Raw genomic sequence first — 19,395 nt, 5'->3', positions numbered from 1 at the left:
CCATCCTTTATCGGATGGCCCCATCAGCGCTTTAAAGACCGTACTGGCCGGCATCAACCTTGGAGAACACTTCCTTCCAGTAGATGTCCGCCAGTTCCTCACTGGTCTGGACATCGTCGATCAGCCCACGCCATTTGCTGAGCAACTCACGGAAGGTCTCAATCCGGGCTTCGGCGTTTTCGATGCCGTAGCGCTCGGAATAGCCCTGGGCAATGGTTTTCAGGTCGGTCTTGATGAACTCGCGGTTATCCGCGTTCATGGCGTCTGTCGCCTGGGTGATGCCAATGCCCTGCTCCCGGGCGGTTTCCTCGTTGTCGACAGCACCCTGCTCATAGCCCCAACTGAACTCGGCCGACAATATGGCCGTGGCCTCCAGCAGGGCCTTGCGCTGGGCCTCGGAGAGCGAGCGCCAGGTATCCAGGTTGATGTTGGCCGAGCCGACCCCGCTGAATACGCCGCTGGGGTAGTTCACGGTAATGTCGTCCACCACTTCGAACAGGTTGAACACCGACAACTCCGAGGTGGACTGGACAGAACAGTCCACCACACCCTGGCTCAGGCCTTCGTAGATTTCATTGACCGACATGGTGATGGGGTTGGCACCCACTGATTCCGCCCACCGGGCCCACTGTGCGCCCGAAGTACGCAGGTTCTTGCCTTCAAGGGCCTCCAGGCTGTCCACCTTCTCCCGGCACAGCAGGGAATAGGGAGGCGTGGCGGCACTGCCAAGGAACAGCTGGTTCTGGGCCGCGAACTCGTCACGGCATTCCTCGCAGTTCAGGAAGATGAACTCGGACATGGCGCCGGTGTAGACGAGCCCGGCCTGGTCGGAACCGCCCTCCGTCAGCTCGATGGACATGGACACTTCCGCCACCATATTGGTGTGGGCGAAATTGCCAGGGAAATAGGGCGTCAGCACCACACCCATGTCGGCCATGCCATCGCGGATGCCTGAGGGTGTCTCCCGCAGGTTCAGTAGCGACAGCTCGAACACCCGGGCACCGAGTTCACCACCGGACAACTCATCCAGACGGCTTTCAAAGACACCGAGGGCATCGCTGGTGATACTGCCCTGGGGATAACCCGAGGCGAACCTGAGATCAGTGGCCTGGGCGGACAACGGTGAGACCAGACCCAGAACGGCCAGTCCCACGCCAATGGACGTGTTTTTCATTTTGGGGGTACTCCTGACATTGTTTTTGTTTGAATCGGACAATCCCGAATTCATTGGTCACTATACGTGAGCAAGACAACCGGTTCTACGATGCAATGGCGCCCATCGTCGTCTCATGGAGCACTATTTCTGTGCCATACTCTTCCACCATCCGGCTAATGCCCAGACACCAAAAAAACCAATAAAGGAGTCAACCAACATGAAACCAGAAACCCTGGCACTGCACGCAGGCTTCAGCGGCGACCCCACGACCCACGCCGCGACGACCCCCATCTACCAGACCACATCCTATACCTTTGACGACACCCAGCACGGCGCGGACCTGTTTGACCTGAAGGTGCAGGGCAACATCTACACCCGCATCATGAACCCCACCAACGGGGTGCTGGAGGAACGCATGGCGCAGCTCGAAGGCGGTGTGGGCGCGCTGGCGGTGGCTTCCGGCATGGCGGCCATCACCTACGCCCTGCAGACCATCTGCACCGTTGGCAACAACATTGTCAGTACCGCCCAGCTTTACGGCGGCACCTACAACCTGTTTGCCCATTCCCTGCCCAACCAGGGTATCAACTGCCGTATGGTGGCCCACGATGATTATGACGCCATCGAAAAGGCCATCGACGACCAGACCCGCGCCCTGTTCTGCGAGTCCATCGGTAACCCGGCGGGCAACGTGGTGGACATCCAGAAATGGGCCGAGATCGCCCACAAACACGGCATTCCGCTGATCGTGGACAACACCGTGGCCACCCCCTTCCTGTGCCGCCCGTTCGAGCATGGTGCGGATATCGTGGTGCATTCCCTGACCAAGTACATTGGCGGCCATGGCACCACCGTGGCCGGCGTGGTGGTGGATTCCGGCAAGTTCGACTGGAAGGCCAGCGCCGACAAGTTCCCCATGCTCAATGAGCCGGATCCCTCCTACCATGGCGTGGTCTACACGGAAGCCCTGGGCGAGGCGGCGTTTATCGGCCGCTGCCGGGTGGTGCCCCTGCGCAACACCGGCAGTGCCCTGTCGCCGTTCAATTCGTTCCTGATCATGCAGGGCCTGGAAACCCTGGCCCTGCGCATGGAGCGGCACTGCGAGAATGCCGAGAAGGTTGCCCAGTACCTGCAGGATCACCCCAAGGTGGAGTGGGTCAACTACGCTGCCCTGCCCGGCAGCCCGTATAAGGCCACCTGCGACAAAATCTGTGGTGGCAAGGCTTCGGGCATCCTGAGCTTTGGTATCCAGGGGGGTCGCGACGCGGGGGCGAAGTTTATCGACGCGCTGCAACTGATCTACCGGCTGGTGAACATTGGCGACGCCAAGTCCCTGGCCTGCCATCCGGCCACCACCACCCATCGGCAACTCAATGCGGATGAACTGCGCAGTGCGGGGGTGAGCGAGGACCTGGTGCGGCTGTCCATCGGCATCGAGCATGTGGACGATATCATTGCCGATATCGACCAGGCTCTGCAGGCCGCCGGCTAGTCAGCAACCGGGAGGGGCCAGCGGCCTCCTCCCGACCTATCCCTCCGGGTCATCCTGCGACTGCAACGCCTCCTCCGGATACCCGGACATACGCTGTTTCTGCCGTATCTCATCCTCGAACCGCACGCGGCAGGTGTCGATACTCTCGGCAAGTCGCTGTTCAAGCCCGGTGTCCAGGAAAGCCCGGGACACATAGAGGGAGGAGGGAACGGAGCCCGCAGGCTGGGTATATAAGGGCTCATCCACCTCCCGGAGGATGTCCGGCAGTATTACCTGGGGCACGATAGTGAAGTCCGCCCGGCCCAATTTGAGCATGGTGAACACCTGCTGCCAGGAGCTCACCTCAATCCTTCTTGTCCGGACACTTTCCACAAAGCGCGCCCCAAGATGCCCCCTGGGCAACACATAGAGCAGGTCACCGGCCTCCTCCATTGGCGGTAATTCCCGGAAGGACAGGAGCAGGTACCTGATATCGATGAGGTTACCGGGAAAGACGCCGTACCGGTCACGATCCGGTGAACTTGCCAGCGGCATGGCCACCGCGATTTCGCCGTTCTCCAGGTGGAACAGGCTACGGACCAGCGGTAACTGCACAAACGAGAAATCAAACCCTGTGCCACCGAACACGCACTGATAGATCGGCGCCGCAATTCCCGCCAACTCACCGTTCTCCACGCGGATGATATCCGACGCATTCTCGCTCACCGCCACACGGAATTCCGCCGCCAACACAGGCGTGGATACAAGGCATGCCGACAGCAACAATAACAGGCCTACCAGGCTGGACTTCATAACTCTCCGGCGTCGAGACAGACAACATCCATGGGGGTCGGTCAACCTGACGCCTGTCAGCACCAACCGCAATGGTCGGCATTGCACCACGGAAATCCTGGCAAGTCCATTGGCCATCATAAAAAAGGGGCGCACAATGCGCCCCTCAATGGTTTAACAGTCTGAGCAGCTTTCCGATCAACTCTCCCTTGCTTCCTGCCAGCTCTTGACCAGCTCATCATAAGGCACAGTTTCGCCCTGGGGTTTCTCATTCTCCAGCTTGGGCTTGGGTGCGCCGTTCTGGTCCAGCCAGTACTCGGCCTCCCTTTCCTCGTTCAGCCGTGGCCCGCAGGTCTCCATGACCTTGGCCCGCTCCAGGCGCATCATGATGTTGTCCTGGGCTTCCGCCAGGCCGTCCAGGGCTTCCTGGGGAGTCGCCTCGCCACTGGCGGCCTGGGAGATATACTGCCACCAGAGCTGGGCCAGCTTCGGATAGTCCGGTACGTTGGTGCCGGTGGGGCTCCACTGGACCCGGGCCGGACTGCGATAGAACTCCACCAGACCGCCCAGCCTGGGGGCCGCATCGGTCATGGCCTGGGAGTTGATATCAGACTCGCGGATCGGGGTCAGGCCCTTGAGGGTCTTCTCCAGGGACACCGTCTTGGCCACGGTGAACTGCGCGTACAGCCAGGCCGCCAGGCGACGCTCCTCGGGGGTGGAGTCAAAGAAGGTCCAGGAACCCACGTCCTGATAACCCAGCTTCATGCCCTCTTCCCAGTAGGGACCGTGGGGCGACGGCGCCATGCGCCATTTCGGGGTACCGTCCTCGTTCACCACCGGCAGGCCTTCTTCGATCATGCTGGCGGTAAAGGCGGTGTACCAGAAGATCTGCTGGGCGATGTTTCCCTGTGCCGGCACCGGCCCTGCCTCGGAGAAGGTCATGCCCGGAGCCTCCGGCGGGGCGTACTTCTCCATCCAGTCCAGGTACTTGGTGGTGGCGTAGACCGCCGCCGGACCATTCACCGCGCCACCCCGGGTCACGCTGGAACCCACCGGATGACAGTCTTCCACCCGGATACCCCACTCGTCCACCGGCAGGCCGTTGGGCAACCCCTTGTCGCCGGCACCGGCCATGGAGAACCAGGCATCGGTAAAGCGCCAGCCAAGGGAGGGATCCTTCTTGCCGTAATCCATGTGGCCGTAGACCCGTTCGCCGTCAATCTCCTTGACGTGTACGGTGAAGAACTCGGCGATGTCCTCATAGGCGGACCAGTTCACCGGCACGCCCAGCTCATAGCCGTAGATGTCCTTGAACTGTTCCTTCAGGTCCTCCCGCTCGAACCAGTCCGCCCGGAACCAGTACAGGTTGGCGAACTGCTGATCGGGCAACTGGTACAGTTTGCCATCCGGCGCGGTAGTGAAATCCAGGCCGATAAAATCGTCCAGGTCCAGGGTTGGCAGGGTGTAGTCCTTTGCCTCGTTCTCCATCATGTCGGAAATGGGCACCACCTTGCCGTAGCGCCAGTGGGTACCAATCAGGTCGGAGTCGTTAACGTAGGCATCGTAGATATTGCGGCCCGACTGCATCTGGGTCTGCAATTTCTCGATGACGTCCCCTTCCTGGATCAGGTTATGGGTCAGGTTGATGCCGGTGATCTCCCGGAATGCCTGTGCCAACCGGCTGGCCTCGTATTCGTGGGTGGCGATGGTCTCCGACACCACATTGATATCCATACCCCGGAAATCCTCCGCCGCCCTGGCGAACCACATCAGCTCTTCCAGCCGCTGTTCTTCGCTCAGGGTGGAGGTGGAGAACTCCTTCGCCCACTTGCGGGCGGCATCTTCATACTGGTCGGCGCTGACCGACCCGGTGAAGCCTGCTCCTAACGCCATCAGTGCGGCACCAAGGAGCAGCAGTCGCGGATCTTTCTTGTTGTTCAACATATCCAACCTCGTCTCTTCCTTTGCTCCGACCCCCTGGGAATCGGGCCGGATGGTTATTGTTGGCAGTGACGACGATATATCGTCCTGTCGATCTGACTGGTCACGGGGACCTGTTCGTCTGCGTTCCTGTCTATTCGTTCATCCTCCCTGAAACCGGTTGATCCATGGCCGTTTCACCCCCACCGCAACAGCACCAGCCCCCACACCACCGACACCGCCAGGGCAATCCACAGGGACACCTCACTGACCCCCAGGAACACCAGGTGGATATAGGCGGCGGACAACAGCCCGATAAACAGGCGGTCGCCACGGGTGGTGGCGATGGGCAGGAAACCCTTGCGCTCGACGCAGGGGGAAACGATCTCGAACACCGACATCACCACCAGGATGCCGGCGATAACAGCGAAGAAAATGGCAACGGGTTGGGTCCAGTTCATCCAGTCCAGCATAAGCCCCCCTTACACACGCCCCAGGGCAAAGCCCCGGGCCACATGGTTGCGCACGAACCAGACCACCAGCACGCCGGGCAGGATGGTGAGCACCCCGGCGGCCGCCAGCACACCCCAGTCGATGCCGCTGGCGCCGATCGTTCGCGTCATGATGGCGGCGATGGGCTGGGCGTCCACGGAGGTGAGCGTGCGTGCCAGCAACAGTTCCACCCAGGAGAACATGAAAATGAAGAAGGCGGTGACACCAATACCCGAGCGGATCATGGGCATGAAGATCTTCACGAAGAACCGGGGGAAGGAGTAACCGTCGATGTACGCCATCTCGTCGTACTCCCGGGGCACCCCGGACATGAACCCCTCCAGGATCCACACCGCCAGGGGCACGTTGAACAGGCAGTGGGCCAGGGCCACCGCGATATGGGTATCGAACAGGCCGATGGACGAATAAAGCTGGAAGAACGGCAGCAGGAACACCGCCGGCGGTGCCATGCGGTTGCTCAGCAGCCAGAAGAACAGGTGCTTGTCCCCCAGGAAACGGTAGCGACTGAAGGCGTAGGCCGCCGGCAGCGCCACCACCAGGGTGATCCCCATGTTCATGACCACGTAGATCATGGAGTTGATATAGCCCGAGTACCAGCTCGGGTCGGTGAAGATCACCCGGTAGTTATCCAGGGTGAAGTTATGGGGCCACAGGGTCAGGCCGCTGAGGATTTCCTGGTTGGTCTTGAACGACATGTTCAGCAACCAGTAAATGGGAGTCATCAGCAGCACGATAAAAACCGTGATGCCAACCCCTTTTGAGCGAACTCTCTGCTTCATGACGGCCTCCTACCGGTCCTTGTCCATGTGGGTGATGGCGGTGAAGAACAGCCACGACACCAGCAGCACGATCAGGAAGTACACCAGCGAGAAGGCGGCGGCCCGCCCCAGGTCAAACTGCCCCACCGCCATGGTGGTCAGGGTCTGGCTCAGGAAGGTGGTGGAACTGCCCGGCCCACCACCGGTGAGCACGAAGGGCTCGGTGTAGATCATGAAGCTGTCCATGAACCGCAGCAGCACCGCAATCACCAGCACATTGCGCAGGCGCGGTAGCTGGATGTACCGGAACACCGCCCAGCGAGACGCCCGGTCAATCTCCGCCGCCTGGTAGAAGGCTTCCGGAATGGCCCGCAGACCGGAGTAGCACAGCAGAGCCACCAGGGGCGTCCAGTGCCATACATCCATTAGTAGCACCGTCAGCCAGGCATCCACCGGGTCGCCGGTGTAGTTGTAGTTGAACCCCAGCTCATTGAGCCCCCAGCCGAACAGACCGATATCACCCCGGGCGAAGATCTGCCAGATGGTACCCACCACGTTCCAGGGGATCAGCAGGGGAATCGCCAGCAGGATCAGGCACAGGGAGGCGCGGATGCCACCCTTGGGCATCATCAGGGCGATCCCGATGCCCAGGGGAATCTCGATGGCCAGCACCGCCGCCGAGAAGCCTATCTGCCGATACAGCGATTCCCGCAGATACTCATCCCGCAGCACATCCCGGAACCATTCCGTGCCCACATAGTAGGCATTGCCGGGGCCGAAGATATCCTGCACCGAGTAGTTCACCACCGTCATCAGCGGCACCAGGGCGGAAAACGCCACCAGCAGGAATACCGGCAGCACCAGCCACCAGGCACGATTATCCGGTATCTTGCTCATGACGCCTCCTCCACCAGGTACTCGTCGGCGTAGAGTTTCAGCCACCGGGTCGGAAAATGCAGGTGGACGGTCTGACCCCGTTCCACCCGGGTGTCTTCAGGCAGTCGCACTTTCAGGGTCTGCTCCTCCAGTCGGGCGCTGAGGATCTGATAGGTACCCAGGTCCTCCACGTCCTCCACCACGGCGGCATGAGCACCCTGCCCCGGTTCCGCCAGTTCCACGAACTCCGGCCGGATGCCCAGCTTGAGGTTGTCGGTGTCCAGCCCCTTCAGCCGATCACACAGGTCCGCCGACAGTGGGATGTCCGTCTGCCCGAACCGGACGCCGTCACCGGAGCGACCGACCGGCATCAGGTTCATGCCCGGGCTGCCAATGAAGAAACCGACAAAGGTGTGGTTGGGGTTCTCGAACAGCTCCGTGGGCGTGCCGAACTGCACGATTCGCCCCTCGTACATCACCGCGATCTTGTCCGCGAAGGTGGAGGCCTCCAACTGGTCATGGGTGACATAGATCATGGTGATATCGAATTGCTCATGGATCTGTTTGAGCTTGCGGCGCAGTTTCCATTTGAGCTGGGGGTCGATCACCGTCAGCGGTTCATCGAACAGGATCGCGGACACATCCTCCCGCACCAGCCCCCGGCCCATGGAGACCTTCTGCTTCTCGTCGGCGGTCAGGTTGCGGGCCTTGCGACCGAGCAGGTTTTCCAGCTCCAGCACGCCGGCGATCTCTTCCACCCGTTCACGGATCCGGGCTTTCGGCACCTTGCTGTTACGCAGGGGAAACGCCAGGTTGTCGAACACCGTCATAGAGTCGTACACCACCGGGAACTGGAACACCTGGGCGATGTTGCGGTCCCGGGGCGAAAGGTCATTGACCCGCTTGCCATCAAACAGCACTTCCCCCTCGGAGGGCGCCAGCAGCCCGGAGATAATGTTGAGCATGGTGCTCTTGCCACAGCCGGACGGGCCAAGCAGGGCGTAGGCGCCGCCCTTCTGCCAGACATGGTCCAGGTGCCGGATGGCATAGTCGTCCGGCCCGGACGGGGCCCGGCTATAGCTGTGGGCCATGGCAGTCAGGGAGATCTCAGCCATTCAGACCTCCCGTATCCGTTGGCGTGTGGACCAGCGCATGTTGCTGGTCAAACACGAACAGCCGGTTCATGGGCAGATAGACCTGCACGTTATCTCCCGGATGGTAGGCGTGAACGCCCAGTTCCTGAATCACCATCTCCAGTTCCCGGTTGCGGACATGCAGGAAGGTTTCCGAGCCGCTGATTTCCCCCAGCTCCACTTCCATGTCGATCTTCAGGTCATCGTCACTGGCCGGTGCCAGCCCGACGTGGCTGGGGCGCACGCCGAACAGGTAATCCCCCTCCGGCAGGCCTTCCAGCTCCCGGGTCAGGCTATGGCTGCTGATGTCATCAAAGCTGACATTGCGGTTGCTGACCCGACCGGGCATCAGGTTCATGGGTGGCTCACTGAACAGCTCCGCCGCCAGGGTATTTACCGGTCGCCGGTAGACATCCGCCACCGGCCCGGTCTGGATCACCCGCCCTTCATGGAGCAACGTGGTGGTGCCGCCCAGGGCCAGGGCCTCGTTGGCCTCCGTGGTGGCGTAGACGGCAATGCACTGGCGCTCCCGGAACAGGTGTCGAAGCTCGGACCGCAGCTCCTCACGCAGTTTGTAGTCCAGGTTCACCAGCGGCTCGTCGAACAGGATCAGGGTGGCGTCCTTGACCAGCGCCCGGGCCATGGCGGTACGCTGCTGCTGGCCGCCGGACAGTTCCAGTGGGTAGCGCTCCAGCAGGTTGTCGATGCGCAGCATGGCGGCGGTCTCCCGCACACGGCGGTCGATCTCGCTACGGTCCATGCGGGCCAGACGCAGCGGCGAGGCGATATTCTCATGCACCGTCAGGTTCGGATAGTTGATGAACTGCTGGTAGATCATCGAGACATTGCGTTTCTGCACGCTCTGCCCTGTCACATCCTTGCTGTTATAGAGCAGGCGCCCGGCATCGGGCCGGTCCAGCCCGGCCATCAGGCGCATGAGAGAGGTCTTGCCCGCCAGGGTGCGCCCCAGCAGAACGTTGAACGAGCCCGCCTCGAAGGTCAGGTTCGCATCACGGATATAATCCACGCCGTCCACGGCACGGGAGATATTCTCCAGTTGCAGCGACATCCGGTTTCCTTACTTGTTCTTATGCAGGTTGGAGTGTTCCGCCTGCTTTCCTTTTCGTCATGCTCACCACCGGGGTGAGTCCGGTTTTCGGTGAACGATCCTATTGTTTCTAGTACAGGGTTCGTATGTTCGCAAACAATCAGCGCATCCTCGGCGAATAACAGACAGTACGGGCAATGCCGCGCTGCCCCTCACGGTTAACACACTGAATTAACGTCATCATGCCCTTATTGGGCTATACTCCCGACGCTTTCATGACTTTTCGATGACGAACATCCGGAGACCACATGCCACAGCATCAGCGGCAGGACCAGATCCTGGAACTGATTCGCCAACAGGGGTTCGTGACCACGGAACAACTGGTGGATCACTTCCAGGTCACCCCCCAGACCATCCGTCGGGATCTCAACGAGCTGGCCGGCCAGAACCGGGTACGCCGTCACCACGGTGGCGCCGGTATCGACTCCAGCACCGTCAACACCGCCTACCAGGCCCGCAAGATCATGGAGCTGGAGGCCAAGGAACGTATTGCTGCCGCCCTGGTGGAGATGATCCCGGACAACGCCTCGCTGTTTATCAATATCGGCACCACCACCGAGACCATTGCCCGTGCCCTCCTGGTCCGCAACAACCTGAAGGTGGTGACCAACAACCTGCATGTGGCATCGATCCTGTCCGCCCGGGAGGATTTCACCATCATTATCGCCGGCGGCGAGGTGCGTAACCGGGATGGCGGCATCGTGGGCGAGGCCACCCGGGACTTCATCAACCAGTTCCGCATGGACTTCGGTATTATCGGCATCAGCGGCATTCACGACGACGGCTCGCTGCTGGACTTCGACTACCGGGAGGTTCGGGTGGCCCAGGCCATAATCGGCAACGCCAGCCAGGTACTCCTGGCCGCGGACCACACCAAGTTCGGACGCAACGCCATGGTGCGGCTGGGCACCATTACCCAGGCCAACCACGTCTTTACCGACCGGTCCCCGCCGGAGGAAATCCGTCATTTGCTGCAGGAGCACCAGGTTGCACTGCACGTGGTATGACAGTTTGCTGAAATTTTCGTTTGTTTTCCCTGTTTTTCCTTTACGAATACCGGCGCCTTTCCCATACTGTTAAACGTTGAGACGGACCAGTCAGCGGGGACACAGAGATGACCGGCAAAACAGGGAACTATGACGTCGTGGTGGTGGGAGGTGGCGTCAACGGCACCGGAATCGCCATGGATGCGGCGGGCCGGGGACTGAAAGTGCTGCTGTGCGAGATGAATGACCTGGCGTCCGCCACCTCGAGCCGCAGCAGCAAGTTGATCCATGGCGGGCTGCGCTACCTGGAGCACTACGAGTTCCGCCTGGTCCGGCAGGCCCTGGCGGAACGGGAATCGCTGCTCGCCAACGCGCCCCATATCATGTGGCCCCTGCGCTTCCGGCTGCCCCATCAGCCCCACCTGCGCCCGGCCTGGATGATCCGCGCCGGACTGTTCCTTTACGATCACCTGGCCAAGCGCGAGCGCCTGCCCGCCTCCCGTTCGGTCACCTTCACCCCGGCTGATCCCCTGAAACCGGAGATCACCCGCGGTTTCGAGTATTCCGACGGCTGGGTGGACGATGCCCGGCTGGTGGTGCTCACCGCCCGCAAGGCGGAGGAACTGGGTGCCACGGTGCTCACCCGCACCCGTTGTGTCCGGGCCGAGCGGAGGCCGGAATCCTGGCAGGTCACCCTGCAGGACACCCGCACCGGGGATTCCCGGGTGGTGAGCAGCAAGGCCCTGGTGAACGCCGCCGGCCCCTGGGTCAGCAGCCTGTTCGACTCCACCCTGGGACAGCAGGCACCGCGCATGATCCGTATGGTGAAGGGCAGCCATATCGTGGTGCCCCGCCTGAATCGGGACTCCGAGGCCTATATCCTGCAGAACGAGGACCAGCGTATTGTCTTCGTTATTCCCTACGAGGACGATTTCTCGCTGGTGGGCACCACCGACGTGGACTATGAGGGCAACCCCTCGGAGGCCGCCATATCCGATGAGGAAACCCGCTACCTGCTCGATATCGTTAACCACTACTTCCGGCACCAGCTCACGTCAAAGGATGTAGTCTGGTCCTATTCCGGCGTGCGCCCCCTGATGGACGACGAGGAGGAAAGCGCCCAGAAGGCCTCCCGGGACTACTCCTTCGAGGTGGACGCCCCCCGGGGGAAAACGCCCCTGCTGTCGGTATTCGGCGGCAAGCTCACCACCTTCCGCAAGCTAAGCGAGGCCGCCACCGATAAACTGTGCCTGTACTTCCCCCAGGCCTCGGGGCGCTGGACACGCACCGCTGTTCTGCCCGGCGGCGATTTCGAAACCCAACCGCAGCTCCGGGACGACCTGACAGCCCGTTACCCATGGCTACCGGACAAGCTCGCCTCGCGCCTGGTCCGATGCTATGGCACCGACAGCTACCGCCTGCTGGGGGCCAGCGAAAGCCTGCGGGACCTGGGGCACCACTTCCTGGGCACACTCTATGAGCGGGAAGTCCAGTACCTGGTACGCCACGAATGGGCGGTGACCGCCGAGGATATTCTGTGGCGGCGGACCAAGCAGGGGCTGTATGCCTCGGCCCTGGATATCGACAGGCTTGATCGCTGGCTGGAAAGCCTCGAGGAACTGGCGGCACAACAGCGCTGCACCTCCGGGTGATCGACCAAAGTGGCAACCGGGATTTCCCCTATCTTGCTTGTATCCATGGATTGGTGCCCTTAACCTTGTCATATACACCCATCCCACAGAGACTCCGCTTGCCATGAGCGACAGCGCCAAGCCCCGCATTACCAGCGGCTCCAAGTTCCGTAACGAACACGGATTCTCAGCCATCAAGGACGGCGTCAAGAAATCCGCCAACTCGGATACCCCCGTGCAACGTAAACCGAAATGGTTACGTGCGCGCATGCCGGGCGGCGAACGCTATGAGGCGGTCAAGCGCAACGTCAATGAGCATCGCCTCAGCACGGTCTGCGAGGAATCCCACTGTCCCAATATCGGCGAGTGCTGGAACAACGGCACCGCCACCATCATGGTGATGGGTTCCGTCTGCACCCGGGCCTGCAAGTTCTGTGCGGTAGATACCGGCAACCCAAAGGGATGGCTCGATCACGAGGAGCCGGAGAACACCGCCAAGTCGGTGGAACTCATGGGCCTGCGCTATATCGTGCTGACCTCGGTGGACCGGGACGACCTGGACGACGGCGGCGCCGCCCACTATGCCGCCTGCGTGGCTGCCATCAAGGCGCGCACGCCGGAAGTGGCGGTAGAGGCCCTGACCCCGGATTTCGATGCCGTCATGCCCCACGTGGAGCGGGTGGTGGATTCCGGACTGGATGTCTTCGCCCAGAACGTGGAAACCGTACGCCGCCTGACCCGCCGGGTGCGAGATCCCCGGGCCGGCTATGAGAAGACCCTGAGCGTGCTGGAGCACGCCAAGCAGCATCGCCCCGACGTGCTCACCAAGACCAGCCTGATGCTCGGCCTGGGCGAGACCGAGGAGGAGATCCTGCAAACCATGGATGACCTGCGCGCCATCGGCGTGGACATCCTCACCCTGGGTCAGTACCTGCGCCCGACACCGAACCACCTGCCAGTGGAACGGTATGTCACCCCGGAGGAGTTCAACCACTACCGGGACATCGGCCTGGAAAAGGGCTTCATGGAAGTCCCCTCCGGCCCCATGGTGCGTTCCAGCTACCGGGCCGACCGGGTGTTCGAGAAGAACAACCTGGGCCTGGCGGTTCCGGCGGTGCCCCGGGACACCAGCGCCATCCCGGTCCGCCAGGTAGACTGAGTTCCCTGACTCGGCAGCGGGCGCCTGCCCGCTGCCTTCCCCGATATTTCGCTGATCACCCTCAATTTTTTTCTGCCCCGGCCGACAAGTTTTTTGTAAGACTTTGTGAAACCTGATTCCTTATCTGATCCAGGGCAATCAGGCTTTCATCGTTTGCTGCTATGGTTATCCGCTGCCCCGTTACCAGGGTCGCCCGACACGACGGGCGGACACCACCCGACAACAGGTTGAACATGCTGACTCTGCTGAAAAACGCCCGTCTCAAATACAAATTCTGGCTGCTGAACATTGTGGTTTTCGCAGTGATGTGCCTGCTGGTGCTCTATGCCATGCACAACACCGCCACCCTGACGGGGCAGACATTCGGGGATGTCTTCATGGAAACCGCCCCGGCCTATGCGGGTATCGTGGCGTTGCTGATGCTACTGGAGATGGCCGGCTCCCAACTGCTGATCTCGTTCATTGAGCGTCACGTCCACCGCCTGAAGAAAACCATGGTATCCGTGCAGATGTCCGGTAACCTCAGCGAGCGGGCGCTGGTGGATTCCACCGACGAGATCGGTGAGATGGCGGAAGCCTTCAACGCCATGCAGCAGCGCACCGGCGATGTGGTCAGCGGTATGCTGGAGGCTATCAGCCGGCTGCATGGCGAGGTGCGGGAACTCACTGCCGCCGCCGAACGCCGGCGTGATGAACTGACCCGCCAGCAGCAGGGCGCCGAACGCTCCGCCCAGGTGGTGGAAGCCATGCTGCAGAGCTTCTCCGGCATTGCCGAGCAGGCGGGCATCGCCAACACCCTGTCCCACGAAGCCAACCGGGCCGCCGTGGACGGCAGCGCCCGGGTGGCCCGCAGTGCCGAGTCCATCCAGACCCTGTCCGGGGCCATCGACAGCTCCGCCACTTCGGTCCAGGCCCTGGCCAACAACAGCCAGGAAATCCGCCAGGCGGTAACCGAGATCAAGGGCATTGCCGAGCAGACCAACCTGTTGGCACTGAACGCCGCCATCGAAGCGGCGCGGGCCGGTGAGCAGGGGCGGGGCTTTGCGGTGGTGGCGGATGAGGTGCGCAAGCTGGCCCAGCGGGTCCAGGATTCCACCGACCAGATCCAGGGCACCATCGACCGCCTGCTACAGGCGATGGAAGCCGCCGTGGACCAGATGACCACCAGTTCCACGGATGCCTCACGTTGCGTCAACGAGGCCATGGAGGGCCGTCAGGCCCTGGAGGACATCAAGGGCATGGTCGGTCGCATCGACCACACCAACGCCGAGATCGCCAGCGTGTCCGCCGACCAGACCGCCGGCACGGACGCAGTACTGGCGGATGTCCAGGCCATCCGCGAGACCACCGAGACCATGGTCCGGGAACTGGCCGCCAGTGCCGAGATGGGCAAGCGCCTCAAGCAACTGATCGACTCGCTGGAGCAGGTATCCCGTCAGGTCCGCGTTCAGTAGCGGGTGATATCGGGGCGGTGTCGGTAACAGAAGCCAGTTAATTTAACGGGATTTTTCACAATTTTGTGATCACTGTGGCAGACTTCGCGTGTCCTTATTGCAATGGAGTCTGCTTACCTCATGCGTTCCCTCTATCGGTTCTATGACCGGCTCGTACTGACGCACCCCTGGATCACCCTGGCGCTGTTTGCCCTGGTGCTGCTGGTGGCCAGCCTGAAACTGCACCAGTTCCGCCTGGATGCCTCCGCCGAGTCCCTGGTACTGGAAAACGACAGCGCCCTGGAGGACTACCGCACGGTCAACCAGCGTTTTGGTGCCTCCGACGACTTCCTGGTGGTGACGTACCGGCCCCATGATGCGTTATTCGCCCGGGACGCCATCGACACCCTGCGCCACCTGCGTAATGACCTCGCTGACCTGGAGCCCGTGGGCTCCACCAACAGCATCCTCAACGTCCCCCTACTGCACAGCCCCGACCTCACCCTGGACACGGTGGAATCGGAAATACTGACCCTGGACGAGAACGATGTGCCCCTGGACCGGGCGCGGGAATCCCTGCTATCCAATCCCCTCTACCCCAACATGCTGATCAGCGAGGACGCCAGCACCACCGCCATCCAGGTGAACCTGCCCACCCCGGACGAGTACTTCGACCTGCTGTTCCGACGCAATGAACTGAGGGAACTGGAGCGGGCCGGAAAGCTGGACGAGGAACAGGCCCGGGAACTGGAGCGGGTATCGGATGATTTCACTGCCCTGCTGGAGCGCCTGGAAGCGGAGCGGGCACAGACCATTGCCGATGTCCGCGCCATCCTCGACCAGTACCGGGATCAGGCGGAGATTCACCTGGGTGGCGTGCCCATGATCGCCTCGGACATGATCCGCTTTATCCAGAACGACCTGTCCACCTTCGGTGTTGGCGTTCTGGTGTTCCTGCTACTGACCCTGGTGGTGATCTTCCGCCGCTGGCAGTGGGTTGTGGTCCCCATCCTCTGCTGCGGCCTCACGGTCTGGCTGGTGTCCGGCTACCTGGGCTGGATGCAGTGGCCGGTGACCGTCATTTCCTCCAACTTCGTGTCACTGCTGCTGATCATGACCCTGTCGCTGACCATCCACCTGATGGTGCGCTACCGGGAGTTCCAGCAGGAGAACCCGGACCAGGACCAGAAACAGCACCTGCGGGACACCCTGGCGGCCATGGTCAAGCCGTGTTTCTACATGGCACTGACCACCATGGTGGCCTTTGGCTCGCTCACGTTCAGCGGCATACGCCCGGTGATCGACTTCGGCTGGATGATGACCCTGGGACTGGCCCTGGCCTTCGCCATCAGCTTCCTGATGTTTCCGGTGCTGGTATCACTGCTGCCGGACCCGACTCCCCGCCAGCTCGCCCCTGGCAGCCTGCCGGTGACGGATGCCTTCGCACGTGTCACCGAGCGCTTCGGCGGCACCGTGCTGATCGGCTCCCTGGTGCTGGCGGTACTTTGCGTGGCCGGCATGGCCCGCCTGTCGGTGGAGAACAGCTTTATCGACTACTTCAAGTCCGACACGGAGATCCACCAGGGCATGCTGGTGATCGACCGCAAGCTGGGGGGCACCACGCCCCTGGATATCGTGATTACCGACCTGCAGCGGCCGGAGGAGTCCCAGACCGATCCTTTCGTCAGCGACTGCGACCCCTTCGTGGACGACTGTGAGGGCGGCGACCTGCGGGACACCTGGTTTACCTGGCAGAAACTGCAGCGCCTGGAGCAGGTGCACGAGTACCTGGCCAGCCTGCCGGAAACCGGCAAGGTACTGTCCATCACCACCACCCTGCGCCTGCTGGCCGATGTGAATGGTGGCGACTCCCTGGACGCCATGCAGGTAGCCTTCGTACCGGCGTTCCTGCCGGACGATCTGAAACCGATCCTGCTGACCCCCTACGTCAACGAGGAGCATCACCAGGCCCGGATCAGCGTGCGCCTGATCGACTCCCTGCCCGAACTGCGCCGGGATGGGCTGCTGAAGGAAATCCGCAACCACCTGACCGGCGAACTCGGGTTCGAAGAGGACCAGTTGCTGTTCACCGGCATGACGGTGATGTACAACAACATGCTGCAAAGCCTGTTCGATTCCCAGATCCGCACCCTGGGCATCGTGTTCCTGGCCATCAGCCTGATGTTCCTGGCGCTGTTCCGGTCCCTGACACTGGCCCTGGTGGGCATTGCTCCCAACCTGCTGGCCGCCGGCTCGGTGCTGGGGCTGATGGGCTGGCTGGGTATACCGCTGGACATGATGACCATCACCGTGGCCGCTATTACCGTGGGCATCGCCGTGGACGACACCATCCACTACATTCACCGGTTCCGGGTGGAGTTCGAAAAGGACCGGGACTACATCGCCACCATGCACCGTTGCCACCAGAGCATTGGCCGGGCCATGTCCTACACTACCCTGACCATCATCATCGGCTTCTCGATCCTGGTACTGTCCAACTTTCTGCCCACCATCTATTTCGGGCTGTTCACCGGCTTCGCCATGTTCATGGCCCTGATGGGCGCGCTGATGCTGCTACCCCGGCTGATCCTGCTGGTCAAACCCTTCGGACCTGAGGGAAACCTCCCATAACAGCCATCGCCCCGGCGGCAAGGAATGCGCCGGGACACTAGCCCAGGAACACCACCAGACTGCCACAAAAAAACCGCACGGCCCGGAGGGGCGGTGCGGTTTTTTGTGTCCGAACAGGACTGTCCGGGCAATGGCGGGGCCTTACTGCATGCCGCCGCCCTGTTGCTGCTGCATCTGGCGCTGTTGCATCTGCTGCTGCATTTGCTGCTGCTGTTGCTGCATCTGGCGCATGCGCTCTTCCAGGGTGTTACGCTGCTCCTCGGTGAACACGCTGTCGATGCGAGCCTGCATCAGGGTGGACAGTGCAGTCATCTCACCGTTCAGCTCACCCAGGCGGGCGGCGTCTTCGCGGATGGTGGCCTCGTCATAGTCGGGACCAATCTGCGCCTGGAGCTGCTGCTGGATCTCCCTTGCCTCTGCCTGGAGTTCCTGGAGCTCACCCTGGGTTTCTTCCATGATGCCGCGAATTTCTGACTGCTGCTCATCACTGAGTCCTACCATCTGGGCCAGTTGGGATACCTGGTCCTGCTGCTGCGCCGCGGCGAAACCCGCAAAGGTCAGGGCAATCAGTGCTACGGCAAGGTTACGAATCAAGGTCATGTATTTCTCCGTGGTAACTTTCTTAATCTGATGTCGATGTCGCATCGGAACATGCTCACCCTAAAGAAATCAACCTCGGAATTCACCCCGCAACCAGCGTCAAAGACGACATATATACTGGACACATTGCTCCAGGCCCCGTCACGAGCGACTTTCAGAGAAATGTGAAAAATTCTTTATTCCCCGCCATAATGGCGCCCTGTCACAATCCAGACCAGCAAACCACCCAAACCGCCAAATCACGCCAGGAGCTCAGACCATGGCCATCAACTGGTTTCCAGGCCACATGCACAAGGCCCGCAAGGAGATCAAACAGGTCATGCCGCAAATGGACCTGATCATCGAGGTCCTGGACGCGCGCATTCCCTTCAGCAGCGAAAATCCGATGGTACCGGCACTGCGGGGAGAGACCCCGGTCATCAAGGTGCTCAACAAGCGCGACCTGGCGGACCCGGACATCACCGCACAGTGGCAACGTTGGCTGGAACAGGAAAAAGGCATACGGGCCGTCACCCTGAGCCACAACCACCGTGACGAGGCCCTGGCGATTCTCAAGCTTGCCCAGCAGATGGTGCCGGACAGCATCCGCGACACCCGGGCCCTGCGCATCATGATCCTGGGCATTCCCAACGTGGGCAAGTCCACCCTGATCAATACCCTGGCGGGCCGCCCGGTGGCGAAGACCGGTAACGAGCCGGCGGTCACCCGGGCCCAGCAGGCCATCAAGCTGCCCGACAACATCCTGCTGTATGATACGCCGGGCTTTCTCTGGCCCAAGCTGTCGCCCGAGGAGTGCGGCTACCGCCTGGCGGTCACCGGCGCCATACGTGCTGCCGTCATTGAGTACGAGGATGTGGCCCTGTTCGCAGCGGATTACCTGCTCCAGGCCTACCCTGAGCGCGTTTGTGAACGGTATGGCCTGGACGGGGCGCCGGAAGACGGCCTGGCCCTGATGGACGCCATCGCCGCCAGGCGCCGCTTCTTTGCCCGGGGCGGTGTCCCGGACTTGCACAAGGTCTCGGAAGTGCTGCTCAATGAACTCCGGGCCGGCACTCTCGGCACGGTATCCCTGGAAACACCGGCCATGGTGGAAACCGAGCAGGCCCGGGAAGTGCTTCGCCAGGAACAGGAAGCGACCCGGAAGGAAGAGCGCAAGACCAACCGCAAACGCCGCCGGTAACCCCTTTCCCCGGATTGGGGAACGGTCGAACATGACAAAGGTCAAATA

The 19,395-nt window shown here is 61.6% G+C and carries 16 protein-coding genes; 7 read left to right on the top strand and 9 right to left on the bottom strand.

What is annotated here, in order from left to right; genetic code table 11:
- Nucleotides 1-31: 31 nt before the first annotated feature.
- Nucleotides 32-1,174, bottom strand: coding sequence for a C4-dicarboxylate TRAP transporter substrate-binding protein (locus ACJO2E_RS02290; RefSeq protein ID WP_406961448.1), 1,143 nt, complete (start codon nucleotides 1,172-1,174; stop codon nucleotides 32-34).
- Between the two features lie 199 nt (nucleotides 1,175-1,373).
- Here ACJO2E_RS02290 and ACJO2E_RS02285 point away from each other — a divergent pair, with 199 nt between their 5' ends.
- On the top strand, nucleotides 1,374-2,648 hold the full coding sequence (locus ACJO2E_RS02285; protein WP_406961446.1) for an O-acetylhomoserine aminocarboxypropyltransferase/cysteine synthase family protein: 1,275 nt from the start codon (nucleotides 1,374-1,376) through the stop codon (nucleotides 2,646-2,648).
- Nucleotides 2,649-2,684: 36 nt separating this feature from the next.
- On the opposite strand, the gene ACJO2E_RS02280 is transcribed toward ACJO2E_RS02285, so the two are convergent.
- The 7 genes from ACJO2E_RS02280 to ACJO2E_RS02250 form a co-directional block, all read right to left on the bottom strand.
- Nucleotides 2,685-3,440 carry a transporter substrate-binding domain-containing protein gene (locus ACJO2E_RS02280; RefSeq protein WP_406961444.1) on the bottom strand — a complete coding sequence of 252 codons (756 nt, stop codon included), beginning with the start codon at nucleotides 3,438-3,440 and terminating at the stop codon, nucleotides 2,685-2,687.
- Between the two features lie 177 nt (nucleotides 3,441-3,617).
- Entirely contained in the window at nucleotides 3,618-5,363 is a 1,746-nt protein-coding gene (locus tag ACJO2E_RS02275) for an ABC transporter substrate-binding protein (RefSeq protein ID WP_406961442.1), read from the bottom strand.
- A gap of 173 nt (nucleotides 5,364-5,536) precedes the next feature.
- Nucleotides 5,537-5,812, bottom strand: coding sequence for a DUF2160 domain-containing protein (locus ACJO2E_RS02270; RefSeq protein WP_406961440.1), 276 nt, complete (start codon nucleotides 5,810-5,812; stop codon nucleotides 5,537-5,539).
- Nucleotides 5,813-5,821: 9 nt separating this feature from the next.
- Nucleotides 5,822-6,631 (bottom strand): carbohydrate ABC transporter permease, encoded by an 810-nt coding sequence (locus ACJO2E_RS02265; protein ID WP_406961438.1) that lies wholly within the window; start codon nucleotides 6,629-6,631, stop codon nucleotides 5,822-5,824.
- 9 nt (nucleotides 6,632-6,640) lie between these two features.
- Entirely contained in the window at nucleotides 6,641-7,507 is an 867-nt protein-coding gene (locus ACJO2E_RS02260; RefSeq protein ID WP_406961436.1) for a carbohydrate ABC transporter permease, read from the bottom strand.
- The gene (locus tag ACJO2E_RS02255) at nucleotides 7,504-8,601 is read right to left on the bottom strand and encodes an ABC transporter ATP-binding protein (protein WP_406961434.1); all 1,098 of its coding nucleotides are present in this window, start codon (nucleotides 8,599-8,601) and stop codon (nucleotides 7,504-7,506) included. The genes ACJO2E_RS02260 and ACJO2E_RS02255 overlap by 4 nt, the downstream gene beginning before the upstream one ends.
- Nucleotides 8,594-9,688 carry an ABC transporter ATP-binding protein gene (locus ACJO2E_RS02250; protein ID WP_406961432.1) on the bottom strand — a complete coding sequence of 365 codons (1,095 nt, stop codon included), beginning with the start codon at nucleotides 9,686-9,688 and terminating at the stop codon, nucleotides 8,594-8,596. The genes ACJO2E_RS02255 and ACJO2E_RS02250 overlap by 8 nt, the downstream gene beginning before the upstream one ends.
- 287 nt (nucleotides 9,689-9,975) lie before the next feature.
- Here ACJO2E_RS02250 and ACJO2E_RS02245 point away from each other — a divergent pair, with 287 nt between their 5' ends.
- From ACJO2E_RS02245 to ACJO2E_RS02225, 5 genes are all read left to right on the top strand, one after another.
- A complete protein-coding gene (locus ACJO2E_RS02245; RefSeq protein WP_406961430.1) occupies nucleotides 9,976-10,734 on the top strand; it encodes a DeoR/GlpR family transcriptional regulator in 759 nt (252 codons plus the stop codon).
- A gap of 107 nt (nucleotides 10,735-10,841) precedes the next feature.
- On the top strand, nucleotides 10,842-12,365 hold the full coding sequence (glpD, locus tag ACJO2E_RS02240) for a glycerol-3-phosphate dehydrogenase (RefSeq protein WP_406961428.1): 1,524 nt from the start codon (nucleotides 10,842-10,844) through the stop codon (nucleotides 12,363-12,365).
- A gap of 103 nt (nucleotides 12,366-12,468) precedes the next feature.
- On the top strand, nucleotides 12,469-13,503 hold the full coding sequence (gene lipA, locus ACJO2E_RS02235; protein ID WP_406961426.1) for a lipoyl synthase: 1,035 nt from the start codon (nucleotides 12,469-12,471) through the stop codon (nucleotides 13,501-13,503).
- Between the two features lie 233 nt (nucleotides 13,504-13,736).
- A complete protein-coding gene (locus tag ACJO2E_RS02230) occupies nucleotides 13,737-14,957 on the top strand; it encodes a methyl-accepting chemotaxis protein (RefSeq protein WP_406961424.1) in 1,221 nt (406 codons plus the stop codon).
- A 120-nt stretch (nucleotides 14,958-15,077) separates the two neighbouring features.
- The gene (locus ACJO2E_RS02225) at nucleotides 15,078-17,567 is read left to right on the top strand and encodes an efflux RND transporter permease subunit (RefSeq protein ID WP_406961422.1); all 2,490 of its coding nucleotides are present in this window, start codon (nucleotides 15,078-15,080) and stop codon (nucleotides 17,565-17,567) included.
- A gap of 141 nt (nucleotides 17,568-17,708) precedes the next feature.
- Here the strand turns inward: ACJO2E_RS02225 and ACJO2E_RS02220 are convergent, their stop codons facing one another.
- Nucleotides 17,709-18,167, bottom strand: a complete 459-nt coding sequence (locus ACJO2E_RS02220) for a Spy/CpxP family protein refolding chaperone (protein WP_406961421.1) — start codon at nucleotides 18,165-18,167, stop codon at nucleotides 17,709-17,711.
- A 259-nt stretch (nucleotides 18,168-18,426) separates the two neighbouring features.
- Here ACJO2E_RS02220 and ylqF point away from each other — a divergent pair, with 259 nt between their 5' ends.
- A complete protein-coding gene (gene ylqF, locus ACJO2E_RS02215; RefSeq protein ID WP_406961419.1) occupies nucleotides 18,427-19,347 on the top strand; it encodes a ribosome biogenesis GTPase YlqF in 921 nt (306 codons plus the stop codon).
- Nucleotides 19,348-19,395 lie beyond the last annotated feature (48 nt).

This window comes from Marinobacter shunpengi (assembly GCF_045449695.1).
In the GTDB taxonomy this organism is placed as follows: Bacteria; Pseudomonadota; Gammaproteobacteria; order Pseudomonadales; family Oleiphilaceae; genus Marinobacter.
This window is presented reverse-complemented; position numbering and strand designations above follow the sequence as displayed.